This window comes from Oceanicaulis sp. UBA6590, from assembly GCF_002433705.1.
Taxonomy (GTDB): domain Bacteria; phylum Pseudomonadota; class Alphaproteobacteria; order Caulobacterales; family Maricaulaceae; genus Oceanicaulis.
Genome location: NZ_DJIQ01000050.1, coordinates 1 through 21,842 on the forward strand (window position 1 = coordinate 1; position 21,842 = coordinate 21,842).

Below are 21,842 nucleotides of genomic sequence, written 5' to 3' on the forward strand. Positions count from 1 at the left end.
CCTGGCGGATCGCTGGCGGGGCTATCTGCCCCGGTTCCGCTTCGCGCAAACGCTGGAGACCGCGCTCGCGGTGCTGGTCATCTTCCTGTTCTCGAGTGCGCTCCTCTCCCAGCTTTTTGGCGGCGGCGAGGAGGGCAGTCCGATCCTGCGTCTGATCTGGCCGCCGGTCTATCTTCTGACCCTGATCCTGATCGTGATGCGCCCGATGCCGGTGCTGGGCCTGATGGTCCGGGCCTGGCCGTTGATGGTGCTTGCTGTCCTTCCGATGGTCTCGGCCTGCTGGTCGCTCGATCCCGGGCTTACCCTGCGACGCGGGCTGGGCGTTCTGTTTCCGGCGCTGTTTGCTCTGTGGATGGCGAGCCGGTTCAGCTGGCGCGATCTGATCCGCCTGCTGGCCGTGTCGCTGTCCGTGCTGGCGGTCGGCTCGCTTGTCATGTCGGTTCTCTTTCCCGCCTATGGCGTGATGCACGAGATCCATCCGGGCGCCTGGTCGGGTCTGTGGTTCGAGAAGAACCGCATGGGCGCCGTGATGGCGCTCGCCGCCATGAGCGGCATGGCGGCCGCCTTCACCACGCCCCATCGCCGCGAAGTGCGCTATTGGGGCGCGCTCGTGATCCTCGCGGTGTTTCTGGTGCTGATGTCCACCTCCAAGACCGCGCTGATGGCGTGCATGATCGGAGTGCTGGGGCCGGTGATGATCTATTTCGCCCGACAGGGCTTCATCATGGCGGTGCTGGCGGTGTTTAGCGGCCTGTTCGGCGTCTTTGCCCTTGGGCTCGTCATCGCGATCGGGCCGGGCGTGATTCTGGAAGCGCTCGGGCGCGATCCGACGCTGACCGGCCGGACCGATATCTGGATCGGATTGCTGCAGGCGGTGCAGATGCGGCCCTGGACCGGCTTCGGCTGGGGCGTGTTCTGGCTGGTGGAGGACGGGCCGGTCTTCTGGGTGCGTCAGGCAACGCAGTGGGAAGTGCCGTCCGCGCACAATTCCTGGCTCGAGATCGCCCTCGCGCTTGGTCTGCCCGGCGCGATCTGGGCGATCCTGGTCTATCTTGGCGGGTTGGTCTCGGCGATGAAGCGACTGTTCTCGGGCGTTGAGGCCTACTGGGCGCTGCCCGCCATGGCGGTCTGGGGGCTGACCAGCATGTCCGAGAGCATCTTCATGACCACGAACGGCTTCACCTGGACGCTGTTCTGCATCACCTTCAGCAAGCTCGCCTCGCGCCGTGAACGCTAGGCCGCGCTGGCGCCGTAGAGCCGGGGGGACACCGCTTCGGACCAGATCAGCTTGCCCAGTCCTTGCGCCGCCCGATCCAGACAGCTCGCGGCCGCACGGGCAGACACCAGGCGCGCCAGCGGAACGCTCAGCCCGAAGGCGATGAACTGAACGGTGCCCACGCCCATCCAGAACGCCACGCCAGCCCGGTTGACGGGGTTGGCGGACGCGCAGGCCTGGGTCGGACCCTGGCCATAGGCGAAGCTGCGCTCGAGCAATTTGAACCAGCTTTGTCGCGGCGCCTGCACATGCTCGAAAACCTGCGCGCGCGCCGCCCAGCCAAACCGTGCGCCGCCCGCCTTGAGCCGGGCGAAGAGAAGATCGTCTTCGCCGCCGATCTCATTGGCCGCCAGATCAAAGACAGGATCGGGCAGAGTGAGCGCCTCTCGATCAAACAGGGCGTTGCCGCAGCCATGCGGCTCCTCGATCACGCGATCTTCAGAGGGGCCGAGACGCGAATAGAGCCGTTGCATGTAGGCGCTGCGCACCTGGCCTCGGACATTGGGCGAGACTTGCGCGATCACAGGACCGAAAATGACGGGGGCGTCCAGCGTCTGGCGCGCCGAGAGCAGGGTCTCCAGCCAGTTCACGTCCGCCGTCTCGTCATCATCGAGCTGCGCGATGAAGCGGGCCTGGGTCCGGGCGAAGCCGGTGTTGCGCGCGTTGGACACGCCCGGTCTGGGTTCGTGAACATAAAGGATGGGGGCCGCTGCATCGAGCGACAGTCCCTCGACCGTCTCACGCGCACCGCCCTTGGGATCATTGTCGACGACCAGGATTTCGTCCGGCAGCCGGGTCTGGACCAGCACGCTCCGGATCGCGTCCGCCAGCGCCTCATTGCGGCGATAGGTGGGGATGAGGACGGCGACGCTCATTGTCTGGCCAGGATCGCCTTGAGCGCTTCAGACTGGGTGCGCACCTGCGCTCCTGATTGTTCAACGGCGTGCAGCACCACATCGAGGAATTCCGGCGTGCAGCCCCATTCGGACGGAGTCTTGCGAATGTCGTGACCGTAGAAGATCAGCCAGCCCGGATTGCGGCTGACATTCCTGACCGCTTCGACCGCGCGTTTCAGACCCGTTTCGCCGCCATCCAGCGGCATGGCTTTGAGCAGCCCGCGATCGGCGACGCCGCGATTGATGCCTGGCTGAACTCCGCGCAGACAGCCATAGGTCTCCAGGAGGCGTTTCTTGGCTTGTGGGGTCGTTTCACCATACGCGAAGGCGTAACTCGTGGGAGCGCGGTTCAGGCCGGCCTCCTTGAGGAAAGCGCGGTTGCGCGCGGCGTCGGCAGCGACGGATTCAGCCGTCAGACGCGAGGCGTCGAGATGGCTGTAGCCATGGCAGCCGATCTCATGCCCGTCCGCTTGCAGCGTCTGCAGGTCTTCGGGGTCGAAGAGGTCGCCATGGTGATTGGTGACGCCCGCCAGCCCGCCGCTCACGAAGAAGCTGCCGCGCCAGCCGCGCGCCTTGAGACGCGCAGCGCCCAGTTCCATGGCGGTCTTCGGGAAATCATCAAAGCTGAAAGTGACGATCGGGCGATCAAGCTTGATCTTGAGGGGGGTGACGCCCAGTCGGCGCGCAACATGCTTCTGCAAGCGTCCGGTCAGTCCGCCGCGCGGACGATAGACCACCTCGTCAGGATTATACGCCGTCTGGTTCATGCTCGCCCCCTGGGCAGATCGCGGGCCGCAGCGCCCGCACGAAACAGTTTCAAGGCCAGTATGCGCGCCTTCATGGGCGCCCAGTCCCATCTTGCCACGCTTCGCCCGATCAGACGGGCGGGCAGGCTCAATCGCGTCGCTTGCAGTTTCCGGGCCAGTCGTGCGCCCGGCCGCGACTCATAGGCGGGGTGCCGGGTTAACAGCCGGGCGAAATTGGTTCCGGCGCGTGCAAACTTTGACAAGAGCTCGTCCGCACTCTGCAAGCCGCCATGGGCGGCGGGAACATCCACATGCCCAACCTGGCCCAGACTTGCGGCGCTGAGCGCCCAGTCCACATCTTCCCAGCCCCAGCCGGCATAGCCCTCGTCAAACGGGCAGCGTGCAAACAGGCTGGCGCGAACGGCGAGGTTGGACGAGCAGACGGCGAACGCGCCCTGCGCGCTGCGGGTTTGCGCATCCACAGCGTCTGACGCATGGGCGAGGGCGGCGTGGACGCGTTCATGCCTGGAACGCGGCTCGCACGGCGCATAACCGCCAAACAGAGCGTCGCAATCGGTCTCTTTCAGCGAAGCGCGCCACCGGCTCAGAAATCCCGGACTGATTTCCATGTCGGCGTCCAGAAACAGCAGCCAGTCACCACTGGCGGCGTTTGCGAGCGCATTGCGGGCGCGTGAGCGTCCCTGATTGACCGGGCTCGTGATCAGGGTCACCGCAGCATCTGCGACGATAACCGCCTGTGTGACCGCTGCTGACAGCGCGGCGTCAGGCGCGCCATCGTCAAACAGGATGATCTCGATTCCCGGCTGTGCCTGTGCGGCGAGGCTCGCCAGTAATGGGCGCGGATCGTCGCCATAAAACGGGATGAGAACCGAGAGTATGATCGATTGCGTGTTCGTCGCGGCTCCAGAGCGCGTCAGTTCAAGCGGATGAGCGGTCATGCGGCGGCCCTCCGTTCCAGTCGCGCCGTCAGCTTGTCCTTGATCCAGCCGCGTGCGCCGAGCCCGTCGAGCGCGAGCATGATCGTGACGTAAATGATCACGCCCGCGCCTATCTGCAGTCCCAAATCGATCAGAACCGGTCCCACTGAGGGGGCGAACAGAACCCCTGCGCTCATGCCGGCGGTGGCCAGACCCGCCTTGCTCCACTCAACTACCGGAATGGGCATGGGGAAGATCGTGCGGCCATGGAAGACACAGGCGATCAGCGCCACGCCATAGGCGGCGACCGTCGCCCAGGCGGCGCCATGAAGCCCCAGAAACGGGATCAGCGCAGCGTTCAAGACGAGGTTCAGCACTGCGGAGCCGGTCATGATGAAGGCCATGGAGCCCGTGCGCCGACCCAGCGTGTAGGCGGTATGGAAATAATGGGTCATGACCCCGTTCATCAGGCCCGACAGGGCGATCAGCGGCACGATGGAGGCGGCGGTCGCGGCGAGATCCTCGCCAATCATCAGGCGAGCGAGATCGGGTGAAACGAGCGCCAGTCCTGCCGCGGCGGGAAAGCCGATCGCGCCCATCAGCGCGCCGGTCTGACGCGCGACTTTCCGGGCAGCGTCGCGGCCCTCATGTTCAAGGGCTGCGATCAGGAGCGGGCCCGTGGTCATGCCTAGCCAGAGGAAGATGATGCTGAGTGAACGGTCCGCCAGGGCATAGCCCGCCGAATAGGCGCCGGTGGCCGCTTCCCCCAGATAGGCGGCGATGAGAAAGCGGTCGCCGCTCGTCAGAAGCTGTTCAAAGATCAGGGAAAAGGCGATGGGGCCGCCATAGGCGAAGAAGGCCGTGACTCGCGCGCGATGGGCGCGATCTTTCCGGGCCTTGCGAGCCAGAGCAGGCAGGTCAAAGACTAGCGCCAGCCCTGATGCGAGCGCCAACCCGGCCAGCGGACCAGCGGAGCCAAGATCGGTGAACAGCGTCAATGCTGCGCCAAAGGCGAAACCGCCTGCCAGCGAGAACGTCTCAAGGAAGGAATAGCGCCAGGCCTCGCCCGCCGCCCGTCGGGTTTCGAGTGCAATCATCACCCCGGCGCGCAGCAGCATATAGGCGAGCGCATAGGCGCAGGCGGTCTTCAGGCTGGGCCCGAGATCCAGAACGAAGAGCAGAATGACGCCCAGCACCAGAAGCGGCGCGGCGATCATTCCAAACAGGGTGAGGGCGGTAAAAAGATGCCCCCCCAGACGTCCGCGAGAAGCGGCGCGGGCGTGATAGCGCGCCACGGCGGCGTCGAGCCAGGTGAAGATGAGCGTGCTGATGAGCGCCGAACCGGTCAGCACCAGCATGTACTGGCCATAGGCGTCCGGGCTCAGGATCCGGGTGAACACCACCACGCTGCCAAAGCCGACAAGCGCCTGGGCCAGATAGACCGGCAGATAGGCCAGAAGATGACGGTTCAGCATGGGCGGTTCAGCATCCGGTTCAGCACGTCTTGCGCTCCTGCAAGAGCGCGACCGGTCCCAAGCTTGCCCCAGAACTTTGAAAAACGGCCTAACAGCCGGAATTCTGTGCCGAAGCGGGCCAGATGCAGGCGTGCGCCAAGGCTTTGTTCAGTTCTGTCTGTCAGGACTGTCGCATAACGAGACGGGGACCGGGATGCAGATGTTGTCGGTGGAGCTGAAGTCGCCTCAGACGCTGTCTGACGAGGAACGCGCGGCGTGGCGTGGGATGCTCACGTCCAATCCGTTTCTGGTCAGCCCCTATCTGATGCTGGGCTATGTCGATGCGGTTTCTCATGCCCGTCCCGACATCAAGGTGGCCGTGATCCGCAGGAGCGACCGCATTGCCGGGTTCTTCGCCTTCCAGAAAGGCCCGATGGGACATGCCCGCGCGCCGGGCGGAGTGGTCAATGACTGCCACGCGGTGATCTGCGCGCCGGGCGAGGACATTGCGCTCAGCCATGTGCTGATCCAGGCAGGCGTCGAAGTGTTCGACTTCAAGGATTGCCTCGCCGCCCAGGCCCCGTTCCGTCGCCATGCCGAATTTGTGGAAGGCGGCTGGATCATTGATATCAGTGACGGCTTTGACGCCTATGTGGCCCAACGCAAGAAACCCGGCGGCAACACCTTCCGCAGCGCCATCGGCGCGCCGAAGAAGCTCGCCAAGGAAGGCGAGCTGACCTTCCGCTTTGATGATCGCCGCCCAGAAACGCTTGAAGCGCTCTATGGGTGGAAGTCCGCGCAATATCGCGAGTCCGGTTTTCCCGATCTCTTCGCCCTGAAATGGGTGCGCGACCTGATCGAGCAGCTGTGGCGACAGGAGCGGGCGGACGGCGCCGGTCTGATGTCCACGCTGGAGCTCGATGGCCGTCTGGCGGCGGTGCATTTCGGCCTGATCGGCCCGACGGTGCTGCATTCCTGGTTTCCGGCCTATGATCCGGAGTTCGCGCATCTGACGCCCGGCAATGCGCTCCTCATCGAAATGCTGCAGGCGGGCGCGGAGGCGGGCGTGCGCGAAGTGCATATGGGACCCGGCGATCAGCGCCAGAAACAGGCCATGGGCTCGTTCCAAGAGGGTCTGGCGACCGGTTGCATCGCCCGTCCTGGCCTTGTGGGCTGGGCGCGTCAGGCGGCGGGCTATATCGAGAAGACCGCCGAACCGCTGCCCCTGGGCCCGCTCGCCCGCGCGCCGGGCAAGGCGTTTCGCAAGATCGACCGGATCGCCGCGCTTTATGGCGTCTGATCCATCTATCGCAGCCTGCGCTTCGGGTAGTCATTGCCGCGCTTGGCCGGTTCGCGCTAAACGCTAGCTCATCAGACCGCGCGTCTTGCGGTCGGCCTTGCCAGATGAGCGCCCATGACCACGCCAGCCCTGTCCATCGTCATCCCCGCCTTCAATGAAGCGGCCAGCATCGAAGAGGTGGTCAAGGAAGCCGTTTCGGTGTTCGAGGCAGGCCTTGAAAGCTTCGAGATCATCGTGGTCGATGACGGCAGCGATGATGACACCGCCGGCGCGCTTGGTCCGCTGTCTGAGGCTGATCCGCGTGTGCGCGTCATCCGTCACCCCAACCGCTCGGGCAAGAGCGCCGGGTTGCGCACCGGCTTTCTGGCCGCGCGCGCGATCTGGGTCGCGACCATGGATGGCGACGGGCAGGATGATCCGCGCTCGGTCGTGGAGATGAGCAAGGCGATTGATTTGTCGACCGTCGGAAGCGTCGGTGTCGTGGCCGGCTGCCGCCAGAACCGCACCGATGGCGCGAACCGCAAGTTCGCCTCGCGCTTCGCCAATGGCCTGCGTCGCTCGCTGCTCAATGACGACTGTCCGGACACCGCATGCGGTTTGAAAATCCTGCCGCGCGATCTGTTACTCGTGATGCCCTTCTTTGACGCGATCCACCGCTATCTGCCCGCGCTCGCCGGGCATCTGGGCTTTGAGACGGTGAATGTGACGGTGGTGAACCGTCCGCGCGCCGCCGGTGAAAGCAAATACACCAATATCGGCCGCGCCGCCGCGGGTCTGTTTGACCTGATGGGTGTGATCTGGCTGATGCGCCGCACTCATTATCCCGACCCGCACATGCTGCTGGGCGCTCGGGGCGAGGACCAGTAGCCATGACCGGTTTCACGCAGTCTCTGACCCAGCCCGGCGAGACCGGGGGGCTCTCTGTTCGCGCCTGGATCATGCTGATGATCGTGGCGGTTCTGGCCCATTTCCCGGGCCTGTTCTCGATCCCGGCCATGGACCGGGACGAGGCGCGCTATGCTCAGGCCAGCCGGCAGATGATGGAGACGGGGGACTATGTCGATATCCGTTTCCAGGGCGATCCGCGACACGTCAAACCCAGCGGCATCTACTGGCTGCAGGTGATCACCACCCAGCCCTTTGGGGGCGAGGGCGCGCCCATCGGCGCGCACCGCCTGCCGAGCTTTTTCGGTTCGATCATCGCCGTGGCGCTGACCGCCTGGCTGGGCGCGCGGCTGTTCTCGCCCGGCGTGGGGCTGATAGCGGGCCTCGTGATGGCTTTGAGCCTCGCCATGCAGATCGAGGCGCGGACCGCCAAGACCGACGCGGCGCTGCTGGCGGCGGGCATGTTCGCGCAGGTCGCGCTCGCCATGCTGATGCTGAAGGTCGAGGAGGCGAAACCCAAATTCTGGGGCTGGCCCGCCGTACTGTGGGCTGGGACCGGGGCCGCCATCGCCATCAAGGGGCCGATCTTCTTCATGGTCACCGCGCTGACCCTGATCGGCTATGTGGCTCTGAAACGAGACCCCAAACTGCTGCTGAAGATCCGGCCTATGCCGGGTCTCGCGCTGGCGCTGGCGATCTTCCTGCCCTGGCTGATCGCGATCAACATCCAGACAGACTGGGGCTTCTTCCAGGAATCCGTCGGTCACGCCCTGTTCGGCAAGGTTGGGGTGGCGGATGACAGCCATGGCGGTCCGTTCGGCTATCACACGCTGTTGATGCCGGTGACGCTCTGGCCCGCCTCGGCGCTACTGGGCCTCGCGGCGCTCGCCGCCTGGGCGCGCAAGGGTGAGGCAGTGGTTCAATTCCTGCTCGTCTGGATCCTGCCGTCCTGGCTGGTGTTTGAACTCATCCAGACCAAGCTGCCGCACTATGTCTCGCCCATGTTCCCGGCCATCGCGATCCTGATCGGGATCGGACTGGTCAACGCCCGGGCGCTCCTGAGCGGCTGGAAGCAATGGACGCTGTTCGGCGTTCTGGCTGTGCTGGCGATCATCGTGGGCGGCGCCGTGGGGCTGGTGCCCTGGCTCGGTCAGATCGAGTTTGGCGAGAGCGTAAGTCTTGCCAGCCAGATCACGGCGGCTCTCGGCGTCCTGGCGGTGATCAGCCTGATCATCCTCGCCCTCAAGCCGGATCTCACGCGCTTTCTCGCGGTCACGGCGGCCACCTGCGCGGTCTATGTGGTTGCCTTCGGCGTCGCCATTCCGGGCGTGCACAAGCTCTGGCCCTCCTATAACGCGGCGCGCATCGCCGACTCGTTCACCGGCTGTGAGGTGCTGGATGTGGCGACGGCGGGCTATCGCGAGCCGTCCAACGTCTTCAACTTCTCCACCGATATCCATCTGGGCACGGACGGGGCGGATACGGCGGCCTATCTGCTGAACCATCCCGAGTGCGGTCTCGCCATTGTGGACCAGTCCGAGGACGAAGGCTTCCGCGCGGCTCTCAATGGCGCAAACGTGCGTCAGCTCGCCGAACTTGAGGGCTACAACGCCGTCAAGGGCCGGGATCTGACCCTGCGCTTCTACACGCTGCAAACCTCACAGGTGCAGGCGCCCGTCCAATAAGGCTTGCCTGAGCCGAGGCGCTGTCCGACCCTTTGTCAAAACATAAGGGGAAGACAGCCATGAGCGTTCAGTACGAGACGCGCGGCGCCGTTGCCATCATCACCATTGACCGTCCCGACCGGCGCAACGCCGTGGACGGCCCGACCGCTGAAAAGCTGGCGGAGGCCTTTCGCCAGTTTGACGCGGACGAGACGCTCTCCGTCGCCATCCTGACCGGGGCGGGCGGGACGTTCTGCGCGGGCGCTGACCTGAAGGCTGTCAGCACGGGGGAAGGGCGTAACCGGGTCGAGGAGACCGGAGATGGCCCGATGGGGCCGTCGCGCATGCGCCTGTCAAAGCCCGTAATCGCGGCGGTCGAGGGCCATGCAGTGGCCGGCGGTCTGGAATTGTCGATCTGGTGTGATCTTCGCGTGATGGCGGAGGATGCCGTCTTCGGCGTCTACTGCCGCCGCTTCGGCGTGCCGCTGATTGATGGCGGCACGATCCGCCTGCCGCGCCTGATTGGTCAGTCGCGCGCCATGGACATGATCCTGACGGGCCGCGCCGTGGGAGCCGAAGAAGCGCTCCAGATCGGGCTCGCCAATCGTACCTGCGCCAAAGGGAAGGCTCTGGAGACGGCGCTGGAACTGGCGGACCAGATCGCGGCCTTCCCCCAGCTCTGCCTGCGCCATGATCGCCGCTCGGCGCTGGAGCAATGGTCGCTGGATGAGTCGGCGGCGCTCATCAATGAGACGCGCCTGGGCCTTCAAACCCTCGCCAGCGGCGAGACTGTGGAGGGCGCAACGCGCTTCACACAAGGGCAGGGACGGCACGGCCAATTCTGATCCGGAAAGCAAAACGCCCCGACCAATGGCCGGGGCGTTTCTGTCTTTATGGCTTCAGCGCCTATTCCTCTTCATAGACGCCGCGCGCGCCGTCAATCATGCCCGAGAAGAAGATCGCATTCATCAGAAGGCGCTCAGAGCCCGGGAAGGTGGCGCGGAAGACCGGATTGTCGGCCATCATGATGACCGAACCGCGACCTAGGCGCTCTGCGACCACCGCCGGCGTGCCCGCGATTTCGGTCTGGCGACGCTCCGAAGCGTAGCCGGACAGCAGCGGTTCATCCGTATACTCGGCAACCACGGCATAGGGGTCGTCTTCAGGGCGGATCAGCACGCTCGTCATGTTGCGCTGAACGGGCAGGGTGCGATCGTTGAAGCCGAAACCCAGCGGGTGGGAGATGTCGAGGTCGGTCTCGAACAATGCCCCGCCAATGACGTGCTCGGCTTCGCGCACCGCCATCTCGGAGACATTGAGGCGTTCCAGCGGTTCGCTGCGCTCTTCCTCGTCCTCGTCTTCACGGTCAAAGAAGGCTTCCTGCGCCCAGACGGCCGCCTGACGCGTGGCGATCAGGGCGCCGCCATCGCGACGGATCCAGTTTTCGACCGCGTCTTGCGCGGAAGCGGACAGACGGGCGTTCCCGCCGACCATGATCAGGTGGGTGTACTCGCCCAGGTCCAGCCCGCCGACATCATCCTTGCGCACCAGGGTGACTTGCATGTTGTGCTGGTGATCAAGCGTCCACCACATCTCGCCGGCGTCATAGCGGCTCAGGCCATCATCAAAGGCGAGCAGGACATGGGGCTGCTCTAGCGCGCGGAAGATCCCGGCGGCGCCAAAGTCCGCGCCATCGGTCGGCGTCAGGCCGGAGGTAAGCGCGTGCACGGTGACACCATCTTCTTGCGCGATGGTCTGCATCAGGGCGTGAATGTCCTCGCGGCTCATATCCTGACGGGCATAGGGCACGAAGATCGCGCCGCGGCCCAGCTCGACCCGGCCCCGAGTGGTTTCCGCTGTCACCGGTTCGGTACCGGCGCGGGCGTAGAGGCCCGCTGACAGAACGCGGTTCAGGGCGCGCGGCGCATAGGTGTGCGACCATTCCAGCACATAGCCATAGGGCGCCACGTCCGGAGCCGGCGCGGCTTCAAAGTCGCCCGTCGCCAGGTCATCGGACCAGGAGACCGAACGCAGGCCGCTGAGAGCCGAATAGTCGAGGTCGTACGCCAGGGGCAGGGTCCAGCCGGACACGTCATAGAAGATGTTCTCTTCAAACTCGGTGACCTGGTCGAAAATGCCCCGGATCATCCGGTGCTGGGTCTGGCTCATCGGAACGATGAAGGACTGGCCGGCGCGGTACGTGCGCCCATCGGCGCGCACATCGCTTTCCAGCTCATACACCTCAATGTCGTGCATGCGCAGCAGTCGGACAAACCGGTTGGCCCGCTCGGGGTCGCCCGCCGCCGTGAAAACATAGGCGCGGCGATTGTCCTGGCTCGCCATGCGCAGGGATTGTTCGAAATAGCTGCGCTGATAATCGATCAGCTCGTCGCGGATATTGCGCGCGCCCTCGACCGTGGTCAGGACGGTTCGGAACTGCGTGCGAACATTGTCGCCATGGGTGACGAGGCCGCGATCGGTTTCGATCTCGCCGCCGCGCGCCGCGCCGATCTCGAAGAGGATGCCGAGCGAGCCATTGATCTGGGGATAGGTCGAGCCCTTGCCGATATAGAAGTTATCGAAGCCCTCCTGGGTGGTGTAGAGCCGCGCTTCGGGGTCGAGAAAGTCCGATGTGTGCTGCTGGGCGATGCGATAGGTCAGATCCCGCGCCCGCTCGGGGATGAGCGGGTTGCGGCGCAGCGCTTCGCCGGGGTGGAAGTAGAACGGGCTCGACGACCCCATCTCGTGATAGTCCGCAGAGACCATCGGCTTCCATTCATGCCATTTGCCGATCCAGGCTTGGGCCTCGGGTTGGGTCAGCAATAGCCACTGGCGGTTGAGGTCGAACCAGTAATGGTTGGTGCGCGCCTCGGTCCACAGATTATGGATGACGTCCGCAGGGTCCGTGTTCTGCGCCTGGGAGAAGAAGGTCTCCACATGGTTCACCCGGCGCGAATGGCCGTCCGGGTTGAACACGGCGGTGAACAGGATGACCGTGTCGTCCAGCGTATCTCCGATATCGGCGTCGCTGGCGGCGGCGAAATGATAGAGCGCGGGCATGGCTGCATCCATGCCGGAGGATTCCGCGCCATGGACGCCGAAATTGATCCACAGCACCAGCGGCGTGTCTTCAGCGACGGCTTCTCCGCGCAGGCGCGCCAGATGCGCTTCGCGAATCTGGTCGATTCGGGCCTGGTTCTCCGGCGAGGTCACCGTGAAGAAGAGAATCGGGCGCTGTTCATGGGTGTAGCCGATGGTCTCCACGGTCACCCGATCTGACGCGGCCGCGACTTCGCGAAGATAGGTCACCATGTCGCCATGGCGGACCGGGCGCGAGCCGACTTCATACCCAAAGCTGTCCTCAGGCGCCGGAATGGCGTCCGAATAGGTGACGTCCTCCGGCATATAGAAGGAAATGGGCTCTGCATGGGCCTGGGCGGCGTAAAGCGCGGCGCCGAGCGCGAGCAAGCTCGCACGCAAAATGCTCTTCATGATGTCTCCCCATGAGCCGTTATTCGGCCCGATTTTGTCATGGTGATGATTTGAACGGCAAGCTAGACCGCCAGACGAGCGGCGACCAGTGCTAGCCGAATTCAATTTCGCCCTGTATGAGAGCGCCAAAGACCGCAGGCTTCGCACCTGCGAAGAGACAGATCTGCGAGACAAGGACCTCCCCATGACCGCTCCCGTCGAGCGCATTCGCAATATCGCCATCGTGGCGCACGTCGACCATGGCAAGACCACCCTGGTGGACAAGCTTCTCCGGCAATCGGGCACGTTCGACGAACGCGCTGCGGCTGTCGAACGCGTCATGGACTCCAATGACCTGGAGAAAGAACGCGGCATCACCATTCTCGCCAAGAACACGGCGGTGACCTGGAACGACTATGCGATCAACATCGTGGACACGCCCGGCCACGCCGATTTCGGCGGCGAGGTGGAGCGCGTGCTGTCCATGGTGGACTCGGTGCTGCTGCTCGTGGACGCCGTGGACGGCCCGATGCCGCAAACCACCTTCGTGACCAAGAAGGCGCTGGCGCTGGGCCTCAAGCCCATCGTGGTGATCAACAAGGTCGACCGTCCGGGCGCGCGTCCGGACTGGGTCGTCGATCAGACCTTTGACCTGTTTGACCGTCTGGGCGCTACGGATGAGCAGATGGACTTCCCCGTCGTCTATGCGTCCGCGCTGGAAGGCTGGGCGACGCTGGATGTGGATCAGCGCGGCGGCGATCTGAACCCGCTGTTCCAGGCCATCGTGGACCGGGTTGACCATCCGCAGGTGGACCAGGACGCTCCGCTTCAGCTGCAGGTCTCGGCGCTGGACTATTCCAGCTATACCGGCGTGATCGGTCTTGGCCGCATTCGTCGCGGCAAGCTGAGCAAGAACCAGCAGGTCGTGGTGGTGGGCGCCGACGGCGTCGAGCGTCGCGCCAAGGTGCTGCAGGTGTTCGGCTTCCATGGCCTGGACAAGGTCGAGCGTGACTCCGCCTCCGCTGGCGACATCATCACCTTCAACGGCATCGATCCGCTGAACATCTCCGACACGCTATGCGATCCCGAACACGTGGAAGCCCTGCCGCCGCTGACGGTGGACGAGCCGACCATCTCGATGATCTTCCAGGTGAACGATTCCCCGTTCGCCGGTCGCGAAGGCAAGTTCGTCACCTCGCGCCAGATCAAGGAGCGCCTTGATCGCGAGCTGATCCACAACGTGGCCCTGCGCGTCGAGCAGCAGGACAATGCGGATAAATTCCTCGTCTCCGGCCGGGGCGAACTGCACCTGTCGGTGCTGATCGAAACCATGCGTCGTGAAGGCTTCGAGCTCGCTGTGGGGCGCCCGCAGGTGATCTACAAGGAAGTCGACGGCGTGATGTGCGAGCCGTTCGAGACGCTCACCATCGACGTCGAGGAAGAGCATCAGGGCGGCGTCATGGAGCGCCTGGGGTCTCGCAAGGCCGAACTCAAGAACATGGAGCCCGACGGCAATGGCCGGGTGCGTCTTGAATACATGGCGCCGACCCGCGGCCTGATCGGCTTCCGGTCGGAATTCCTGACCCTGACACAGGGCTCGGGCCTGATGTTCCACACCTTCGACCACTACGCGCCGCGGTCTGCCGGCGAGGTGGGTCAGCGTCCCAAGGGCGCGATCATCTCCATGGAGACCGGCAAGGCTCTGGCCTTCGCCCTGTGGAACATCCAGGAGCGCGGCAAGCTGTTCATCGGCCATGGCGTCGAGGTCTATGAAGGCATGGTCGTGGGCCTGAACGCCCGCGAAGAGGACATGATCGTCAACCCGCTCAAGGGCAAGAAGCTGACGAACATGCGCGCCTCGGGCACGGACGAAGCGGTGGTCCTGACCCCGCCGGTCCGCGTGACGCTCGAATACGCGCTTGAATTCATCAATGACGACGAGCTGGTCGAAGTGACCCCGGAAAGCATCCGCATCCGCAAGCGCTTCCTGCTTGAGCACGAGCGCAAGAAAGCCAGCCGCGAAAAAGGCAAGTAGGCTTTCCGAGCAGAGACGAGAAAAGGCCGGGCGAACGCCCGGCCTTTTTGAATCAGACGCCCGCCCTATCTGCGGCCTGCCTGAGCCAGTCGGACACGGCTTGCGGCTGCTCCATCGGGGCGAGATGGCCGCCCTCGATGGTCTCGATCCGGGCGCCGCGACGTTCAAGGCCACGCGCATTGATGACCGTCGAGGCCTTGCTGGCCTTGAGCACCTGGATCTGGCCGTCGACGCGATGCGCGGCCTTGAGCAGGTCATGCGCCTGACCCTCGAAATTGGCCGCCTCCCATTCCGGATCACAAGACAGGCGCACGCCGTTCACATCGAGCGTCAGCCCGTCCTCGAGATAGTCTTCCAGCACGCCGTCCGCCCACCGGGCGAAAGTGGGGCGGGTGCGATAGCGCTTGATGACGCTGTCTGCATCCGGCCAGCCGTTCGAGCGTTTGCGCGCCATCTGGCCCTGCTTGACCGTGCCCTTCATGAAGCGCCAGAGCGGAGAGCGCGCCATAAGATAGAGCGAGGACGGCAGAACGACCGGTTCGACAAGGGCAAGGGGCGGGGCGTCTGTCATCTGCGCTGCAGCCAGCAGTGTGCTCGACGCGCCCATGGAGTGACCGGCCAGCAGTGCGGGCGTGCGGTCGAGTTGCGCATAGAACGCCAGCAGGTCTCGGGCATAGACGTTCCAGCTGTGATGGCTGGCGGGATGAGCGGGCAGGGTGGTGCGGCCATGGCCGCGCAGGTCGGGCGCCAGTATCTCGAAATGCTCTGACAAGGGCTGCAGCACCTGTCTGTAGACCCCGCCGTTAAAGCCGTTGGCGTGTGCGAACACGAGAAGGGGCGCACCCGGATTGGCCCAGCGCCAGCCCGCCATGACTCCGTCTTCAAGCGAGTGCTGGATACGAACAGGGTCGATCATGGGCGGGCTTCCGGTCTGATGATCACAAGCGTTTGACCATGCCCGATTCTCACCGGGGCGTGACTGGTCTTGGGGGGCAGGCGCGCTAGTCTACCCTTCCGAGATCGGGAGCGTGACATGAAAGCATTCATCGCGACGTGGTTACTGGCGTGCAGCCTTGTTCTGCCCGCATCTTCACAGGCTCAGTCCGATATCCACCAGCCCTGGGACAGTCTTCTGCGCGCCTATCTCGTGGAGGGCGCGGACGGGATCAATCGGTTTGATTATCGGGGACTCCGCGCCAATGACGCCGATCGAGAGGCCCTGAACGCCTATATCGGGTCGCTGGAGCGCTTCCCCGTCAGCACCCTCGAGCCCGATGACGCGTTCGCTTTCTGGGCCAATCTTTACAACGCCGTGACGGTGCGCCTGATCGTCGATGAAGCGCCCGAAAGATCGATCCGCCAAATTCGTCCCCGTCCCTGGTCCATTGGCCCCTGGGGGGTGAACCGGGTCGAGGTGGAGGGACAGGCTTTGTCCCTGGATGACATGGAGCACGGCATTCTGCGAGAACGCTTCGAGGCGCCTCTGGTGCATTACGCGGTCAATTGCGCCTCGATCGGGTGTCCGAACCTCAAGCCGACCGCCTGGCGCGGCGACACGCTGAGCATGGATCTGGAGACTGCGGCGCGCGCCTATATCAATCATCCGCGGGGCGTGCGGGTGACAGGGGACGGCCTGGTGGCCTCCCGAATCTATGACTGGTTCAAAGAGGATTTCGGAGGGGCGGACGCCGGTGTCATCGCGCATTTGCTGGAGTACGCCGATCCCGACCTGGAATCCCTGATAAGGGCGCAACAAACCATACACGCATATGAATACGACTGGTCCTTGAATGACCTGGAGGCCGGGCGATGAGATCGGAGCGGAAAGCTCTGTTCACGGATTATCTGCGCGTGTGTTGCTGCAAGTGCACACTCGACGCTTCTTGAAGCCTTGAAGTGTCATATTTCCCTTTTGCTGCTGATAAAAATCCGTAACACGCTCGGAACGAGCCCGCTCCGGCATGCCGGAGCGATGGACCTCCACCTCTCGCGTCCTGATTCTCAGGCGCTCTCACGGAGTCGAACTCGTGCCCCAGTTCAAATCCCGCCTCTCCATGCTCGCCGCCGGCTCGGTGTGCGCCCTGGCCCTGAGTGCGGCCGCGCCCTTCGCAGCGTTGGCCAATGACGTCGAAACCACGCCAGAGCGTTTGGACACCATCATCGTGACGGCGACGCGCCGGGCCGAGAATGTTCAGGATGTCGCCGCCTCCGTCACCACGGTGCAGAAGCCGACCCTTGAGGCCATTACCGAGGCGGGCGGGGACATCCTGCAACTGGCCGCGCGCGCGCCCAGCGTCTACGCGGAAAGCTCCAATGGCCGAATCGCCCCGCGCTTTTACATCCGCGGTCTGGGCAATACCGATTTCGATCTCGCCGCCTCCCAGCCGGTCTCCATCCTCATGGATGGCGTGGTCCAGGAAAACGTCATTCTGAAAAGCTTCCCCCTGTTCGATATCGATCAGGTCGAGATCGCCCGTGGACCCCAGGGCACGCTGTTTGGCCGAAACACCACTGCGGGGCTTGTCCGCTTTGACTCCGTGCGCCCCACGCAAGAGACGGATGGATTCATCAGCCTGACCGCAGGCTCCCTGGGCACGGTGAATGTGGAAGGCGCAATCGGCGGCGCGCTGGTCGATGAGACGCTGAGCGCGCGTCTGTCCATTCTGCGCCAGCATCGCGATGACTGGATCGATAATGACTTTTCCGGTCAGCAGGATGCTCTGGGCGGATTTGACGAACAGGCGGTCCGCCTGCAGCTTCTGTACACGCCCAATGATCAATTCGACGCTCTGCTGAATATGCATGCGCGGGACTTCGAGGGCACGTCTGCAGTGTTCCGGGCCAACATCCTGAGCACGGGCTCCAACGCGCTGAACGGCAATTTTGATCGGGATGCCGTCTTCTTTGATTCCCCGGCCAACAATCCGCAGGAATATGAAGGGCATGGCGCGAGCCTGACCCTGAACGGCTATCTGGATGGCCTGACCCTTACCTCGATCACCGGATACGAGTACGCCGACGGCTTCTCTCTGGGCGATATCGATGGCGGCAATCCCGCTGGCCCGGGTTTCATTCCCTTCCAGTCCGAAACCCAGGATGCGCTGGATGACCTCCAGCAGGTCTCGCAGGAAATCCGTCTGGCTTCGGATACGGACGGCGCAACGAGCTGGCAGGTCGGGGCGTACTGGTTCGACTCCGAGTTTTCAGTGACCACGTCTTCGCCGATCGGCTTTCCGCCGACCACCACGGTGACCCATGAGAACCAGCTCTGGGCGCTGTTCGGCCAGGTCAGCCACCAGCTCAATGACCAGCTGCGCCTGTCAGGCGGTCTGCGCTACACCAGCGACGAGAAAGACCTGACCGTGCCGCTCGCCGCCTTTCCGGTTGCGCCGGTGAACGTCTCCGATGAAGAGGTCAGCTGGGATCTGTCGGCTTTCTACGACGTCAATGAGGATTTCGCCGTCTTTGGCCGGGTGGCCCGGGGCTTCCGCGGCCCGACCATTCAGGCGCGGGACGTGGCGTTTTTCTCCCAGCCGTCGGTCGCTCAGAGCGAAACCTCGATCTCCTATGAAAGCGGTTTCAAGTCCGAGTTCGCTGATGGGCGGGCGCGCGTGAACGCAACGGCGTTCTATTACACGGTTTCAGATCTGCAGCTGTCAGCTGTTGGGGGCTCCGGCAACCTCGTGCAGCTGGTGAACGCCGATGAAGGCGTGGGCTACGGGCTGGAAGTGGATTCAGAATTCCTCATCGGCGAGAACCTGCTGGTGACAGCCGGTTTCAGCTGGAATGAAACGGAATTGCAGGATTCTGCGCTGGAAGTGGCGCCGTGCGGCTCCGGCCAGTGCACGCCTACCGACCCGGATGCGGACAATGACGGTTTTGTTGAAGTTGACGGCAATCCCTTCCCGCAAGCGCCCGATTACATCCTGAGCCTGACCGCGCGTTACGGCGTGCCGTCGCAATGGGGCGGGGAGTGGTTTGTCTACACAGACTGGTTCTGGCAGGGCCGGACGAACCTGTTCATCTATGAGTCCGAGGAATTCTATTCGGACGGTAATTTCGAGGGCGGGCTGCGTTTGGGCTATGCCGGCAACGCCAATGGCCGGGACTGGGAAGCCGCAGTGTTCGTGCGCAATCTCACCGATGAAGAAAATCTCGTTGGCGGCATCGACTTCAACAACAATACGGGTTTCGTCAACGAACCCCGCATCTGGGGCGTCAGCCTGCGCACCAGCCTGAACTAGACTGACCGGACGACCCGGCTTGAACGGCGTCAGGGTTTTCCTGGCGCCGTTTTCCTTTGGTGAGCGGCTTGTCGGCATGAAGGCGAAAAGCGCATTTAAGACAGTGCGTAAGCGGTTCTTCATTGAACCGTGAGACAGCGCTGCTCCGGTTCGGATTTGGCGTCGAGCGTCAAAGCCCCTAGGTTTATATCCATGGGGTTGTGGAGCACATCCGCGCGATGGAGTGGCGGCGCACTGGCGTCGCTGACCGCTCTTGTCGCCTGCAGCTCGCCTGAACCGGCGGGCTTCGAGACAGTTGATCAGATCGTCGAACGCGGTGAATTGATTGTCCTGACGCTGGAAAGCCCCACTACCTATCATCTGGACGAGGATGGCGAGCCGGAAGGCTATGAAGTCGCTCTGGTGAAGGATCTCGCCCAGGAACTGGGCGTGAGCGTCCGGTACGAGCCGCAACGCGATCTGCGGCAATTGCTCACGAACATCGCGGCAGGCCGGGGCCATCTGGCTGCCGGCGGGGTGACCATGACCGAGGCGCGCGCAGCGCATGTAACCTTCGGTCCGGCCTACAAGACGGTGACCGAACAGCTTGTCTGCCGACGCGGCGGTCCACGCATCGAAGCGCTCGAGGATCTGTCCGGCGTCGATATCGCGGTGGTTCAGGGGTCGAGCTATGTCGAAACCCTGCAGGCGCTTCGCACGGACCATCCCGAGCTTGAATGGCGCACTGTGGATGCGCCCTCCGCCATGCCGCTGCTGGAAGCGGTGCAGGCCGAGACGCTGGACTGCACGGTGGCGGATTCAACGCTCGTCGCGCATGCCCGCCTGCGGTTTCCCGAACTTCTGACGCCGCTTGATCTGAGCGAAGAGCGCTCGCTGGCGCTTGTTCTTCCCACCGAAACCCAGCTGGGCGAGGCCCTGGATGCCTGGTCCGAACGCCTGCATGAAACCGGCCTTCTGGAGCGGCTGGACCAGCGCTGGTATGGCGCGACCCGTCAGTTTGACTATGTCGACACGGCGCGTTTCATCCGCCGTCTGGAGGAACGACTGCCCGCTCTGAGACCGCATTTCGAGGCGGCTGCGGCGGAGACCGGCATCGACTGGCGTTGGCTGGCTGCGCAGGCCTATCAGGAATCCCATTGGGATGAGGACGCCGTCAGCGCCACCGGGGTCAGAGGCATCATGATGCTGACCCTGCCGACCGCCAATGAGCTGGGCGTTGAGGACCGGACCGATCCGGCGCAATCCATCGCTGGCGGGGCGCGCTATCTGCGCGATCTGATGGATCGTCTGCCTGAAGACGTGCAGGGCCGCGACCGGCTCTTTCTTGCGCTTTCCGCCTATAATATCGGCATGGGGCATCTGTATGACGCCCGCCGGCTGGCTGAGCGTCAGTCGCTGGAGAAGGGTCGCTGGGGGGATGTGCGCAAGGTCCTGCCGCTTCTGTCGGATCCTGAACATTATCGCACCTTGCCGCGCGGGTATGCCCGCGGTCATGAGCCGGTGCGCTATGTCTCCAATATCAGGCGCTATCGCATCTTGCTGGACCTGCATCTGGAAGCGTGACGCCGCCCCGACCTTGAACCGGGACGATTGAAGACCGGGCAGGGTCAGGTGAGACGCCGCTCCAGCAAGGGGCGGATATGAAGACGCGCGCCAAGTCTGGCGCCCAGCAGATACAGGCCGGCGACCTTGCGCTGAATGAACACGGCCATGGGGTGTGGCGTGCGCGCATAGCCTAGCGCGCGCAACCTGAAGCCGCCTTCGCGCAAGGGCGTGACCAGCGCGGAGGCGTCAAAGTCAAAAGCCTCGCTTCTGAACAGTGGCGCGAGGGCCAGATCCGTCATCTCCAGCAGCAGGGCGCGTTGATCCGGGGGCGTCGTCTCTGACAGGTAGCCAAGATCGGTCAGGGCCCGTTCACGCTCCGCAGCATCCGCCTCAAGCCCTGCGATCAGCAGTCGCCGCCCAGCCTGACGAACCGTATCGGGGATGTCCTGAACCGCCCCGAAATCCAGAAGGCCGATCCGGCCCGTCTCGTGTTGATACCGATAATTGGCGAAGTTGGGATCGCTCTGGATCGCGCCGAACTCGAAGACTTCCCGCAAGACCAGTTCGGCAAGGTCCGCGATTATCCGGTTGCGGATGTCCGGGGCGGCGTCAGCGGCGGTTTCAATCGGCGCGCCAGCCACATACGTCATGGCCAGCACATCTGTTGTGGTCAGGTCCTCGTCCAGAACCGGCATGACGAACGCGTCCGAATCCGCGAGCCATTCGGCGTAGCGGGTCATCATCCGCCCCTCGCGCGTGAAGTCGGCCTCATCGCGCAGCTGGCGCTTCACTTCATCCAGCATGGGCTGGAGGTCGAGCCCGCGCGGCGCCAGGCCGGACAGCGCAATCAGGCTCGCGAGATTGTCCACATCGCTGTCTATGCTGTTGCGCACGCCCGGATACTGAACCTTGATCGCCAGTTCCTGTTCGTTTCTGGTGCGGGCGCGGTGGACCTGACCGATCGAGGCGGCCGCCATGGGGCGAGAGTCGAAGCGCTCAAACCGGCTCAGCCAGTCGGGGCCCCAATTGCGGGTCAGAACGCGCTTGAGCTGATGGGGCGGCATGGGCTGGGCGCTGTCCCGCAATCGCGCCAGGACTTCGGTCAATTCGCGCGGGAGCAGATCGCCGGCATCCATGGACAGCATCTGGCCCATCTTCATGGCGGCGCCGCGCAGATGCGCCAGCTCATCCGCCATGCGTCGCGCGTTCGACGGGGTCAGGATGAGGCGGGAAGGGTCAAGGGTTTCGCCGCGCGCCAGGGCCTGAATCGAATTGCCGAGGGCTTCGCTCGCGGTCCCGGCCGCCAGTCGTCCGAACCGGCCCAGCCGGCTGAGCCGCCCCCTTGGCACGGCTCTGCCCCGATTGTCGCGTCTGTCAGTCATGCTTCA

General features: G+C 64.1%; 16 protein-coding genes. 9 read left to right on the forward strand and 7 right to left on the reverse strand.

Features of this window, described 5'->3' with window-relative positions; genetic code table 11:
* The coding region (locus B2Z70_RS10395) for an O-antigen ligase family protein (RefSeq protein ID WP_292983082.1) at positions 1-1,237 on the forward strand (1,237 nt) is incomplete at its 5' end.
* Here B2Z70_RS10395 and B2Z70_RS10400 read toward each other — a convergent pair.
* The 4 genes from B2Z70_RS10400 to B2Z70_RS10415 are packed head-to-tail and all read right to left on the reverse strand — an operon-like array spanning position 1,234 to position 5,331.
* Positions 1,234-2,151 carry a glycosyltransferase family 2 protein gene (locus B2Z70_RS10400; protein ID WP_292983084.1) on the reverse strand — a complete coding sequence of 306 codons (918 nt, stop codon included), beginning with the start codon at positions 2,149-2,151 and terminating at the stop codon, positions 1,234-1,236. The genes B2Z70_RS10395 and B2Z70_RS10400 overlap by 4 nt on opposite strands.
* Positions 2,148-2,939 carry a polysaccharide deacetylase family protein gene (locus B2Z70_RS10405; RefSeq protein ID WP_009800706.1) on the reverse strand — a complete coding sequence of 264 codons (792 nt, stop codon included), beginning with the start codon at positions 2,937-2,939 and terminating at the stop codon, positions 2,148-2,150. The genes B2Z70_RS10400 and B2Z70_RS10405 overlap by 4 nt, the downstream gene beginning before the upstream one ends.
* A complete protein-coding gene (locus B2Z70_RS10410; RefSeq protein ID WP_292983086.1) occupies positions 2,936-3,877 on the reverse strand; it encodes a glycosyltransferase family 2 protein in 942 nt (313 codons plus the stop codon). The genes B2Z70_RS10405 and B2Z70_RS10410 overlap by 4 nt, the downstream gene beginning before the upstream one ends.
* On the reverse strand, positions 3,874-5,331 hold the full coding sequence (locus tag B2Z70_RS10415) for an oligosaccharide flippase family protein (protein WP_292983088.1): 1,458 nt from the start codon (positions 5,329-5,331) through the stop codon (positions 3,874-3,876). The genes B2Z70_RS10410 and B2Z70_RS10415 overlap by 4 nt, the downstream gene beginning before the upstream one ends.
* 193 nt (positions 5,332-5,524) lie before the next feature.
* On the opposite strand from B2Z70_RS10415, the gene B2Z70_RS10420 reads away from it, so the two are divergent.
* The 4 genes from B2Z70_RS10420 to B2Z70_RS10435 all read left to right on the forward strand — a co-directional run bounded on the left by B2Z70_RS10420 (position 5,525) and on the right by B2Z70_RS10435 (position 10,004).
* Entirely contained in the window at positions 5,525-6,610 is a 1,086-nt protein-coding gene (locus B2Z70_RS10420; RefSeq protein WP_292983090.1) for a GNAT family N-acetyltransferase, read from the forward strand.
* Between the two features lie 114 nt (positions 6,611-6,724).
* On the forward strand, positions 6,725-7,477 hold the full coding sequence (locus B2Z70_RS10425; protein WP_292983092.1) for a glycosyltransferase family 2 protein: 753 nt from the start codon (positions 6,725-6,727) through the stop codon (positions 7,475-7,477).
* Positions 7,478-7,479: 2 nt separating this feature from the next.
* A complete protein-coding gene (locus tag B2Z70_RS10430; protein WP_292983094.1) occupies positions 7,480-9,180 on the forward strand; it encodes an ArnT family glycosyltransferase in 1,701 nt (566 codons plus the stop codon).
* Between the two features lie 59 nt (positions 9,181-9,239).
* Positions 9,240-10,004 (forward strand): crotonase/enoyl-CoA hydratase family protein, encoded by a 765-nt coding sequence (locus B2Z70_RS10435; protein ID WP_292983096.1) that lies wholly within the window; start codon positions 9,240-9,242, stop codon positions 10,002-10,004.
* Between the two features lie 61 nt (positions 10,005-10,065).
* Here the strand turns inward: B2Z70_RS10435 and B2Z70_RS10440 are convergent, their stop codons facing one another.
* Positions 10,066-12,651 carry a M14 family zinc carboxypeptidase gene (locus B2Z70_RS10440; protein ID WP_292983098.1) on the reverse strand — a complete coding sequence of 862 codons (2,586 nt, stop codon included), beginning with the start codon at positions 12,649-12,651 and terminating at the stop codon, positions 10,066-10,068.
* A 184-nt stretch (positions 12,652-12,835) separates the two neighbouring features.
* Between B2Z70_RS10440 and typA the strand changes: the two genes are divergently transcribed.
* The gene (gene typA / locus B2Z70_RS10445; protein WP_292983100.1) at positions 12,836-14,665 is read left to right on the forward strand and encodes a translational GTPase TypA; all 1,830 of its coding nucleotides are present in this window, start codon (positions 12,836-12,838) and stop codon (positions 14,663-14,665) included.
* A gap of 52 nt (positions 14,666-14,717) precedes the next feature.
* Here typA and B2Z70_RS10450 read toward each other — a convergent pair whose 3' ends face one another.
* A complete protein-coding gene (locus B2Z70_RS10450) occupies positions 14,718-15,581 on the reverse strand; it encodes an alpha/beta fold hydrolase (protein WP_292983102.1) in 864 nt (287 codons plus the stop codon).
* Positions 15,582-15,698: 117 nt separating this feature from the next.
* Between B2Z70_RS10450 and B2Z70_RS10455 the strand changes: the two genes are divergently transcribed.
* From B2Z70_RS10455 to mltF, 3 genes are all read left to right on the forward strand, one after another.
* A complete protein-coding gene (locus B2Z70_RS10455) occupies positions 15,699-16,478 on the forward strand; it encodes a DUF547 domain-containing protein (protein WP_292983104.1) in 780 nt (259 codons plus the stop codon).
* 241 nt (positions 16,479-16,719) lie between these two features.
* Positions 16,720-18,909, forward strand: a complete 2,190-nt coding sequence (locus B2Z70_RS10460) for a TonB-dependent receptor (RefSeq protein ID WP_414690866.1) — start codon at positions 16,720-16,722, stop codon at positions 18,907-18,909.
* A 192-nt stretch (positions 18,910-19,101) separates the two neighbouring features.
* Positions 19,102-20,472, forward strand: a complete 1,371-nt coding sequence (gene mltF, locus B2Z70_RS10465; protein ID WP_292983108.1) for a membrane-bound lytic murein transglycosylase MltF — start codon at positions 19,102-19,104, stop codon at positions 20,470-20,472.
* A 44-nt stretch (positions 20,473-20,516) separates the two neighbouring features.
* On the opposite strand, the gene B2Z70_RS10470 is transcribed toward mltF, so the two are convergent.
* Positions 20,517-21,836 (reverse strand): ABC1 kinase family protein, encoded by a 1,320-nt coding sequence (locus B2Z70_RS10470; protein WP_292983110.1) that lies wholly within the window; start codon positions 21,834-21,836, stop codon positions 20,517-20,519.
* Positions 21,837-21,842: the final 6 nt, after the last annotated feature.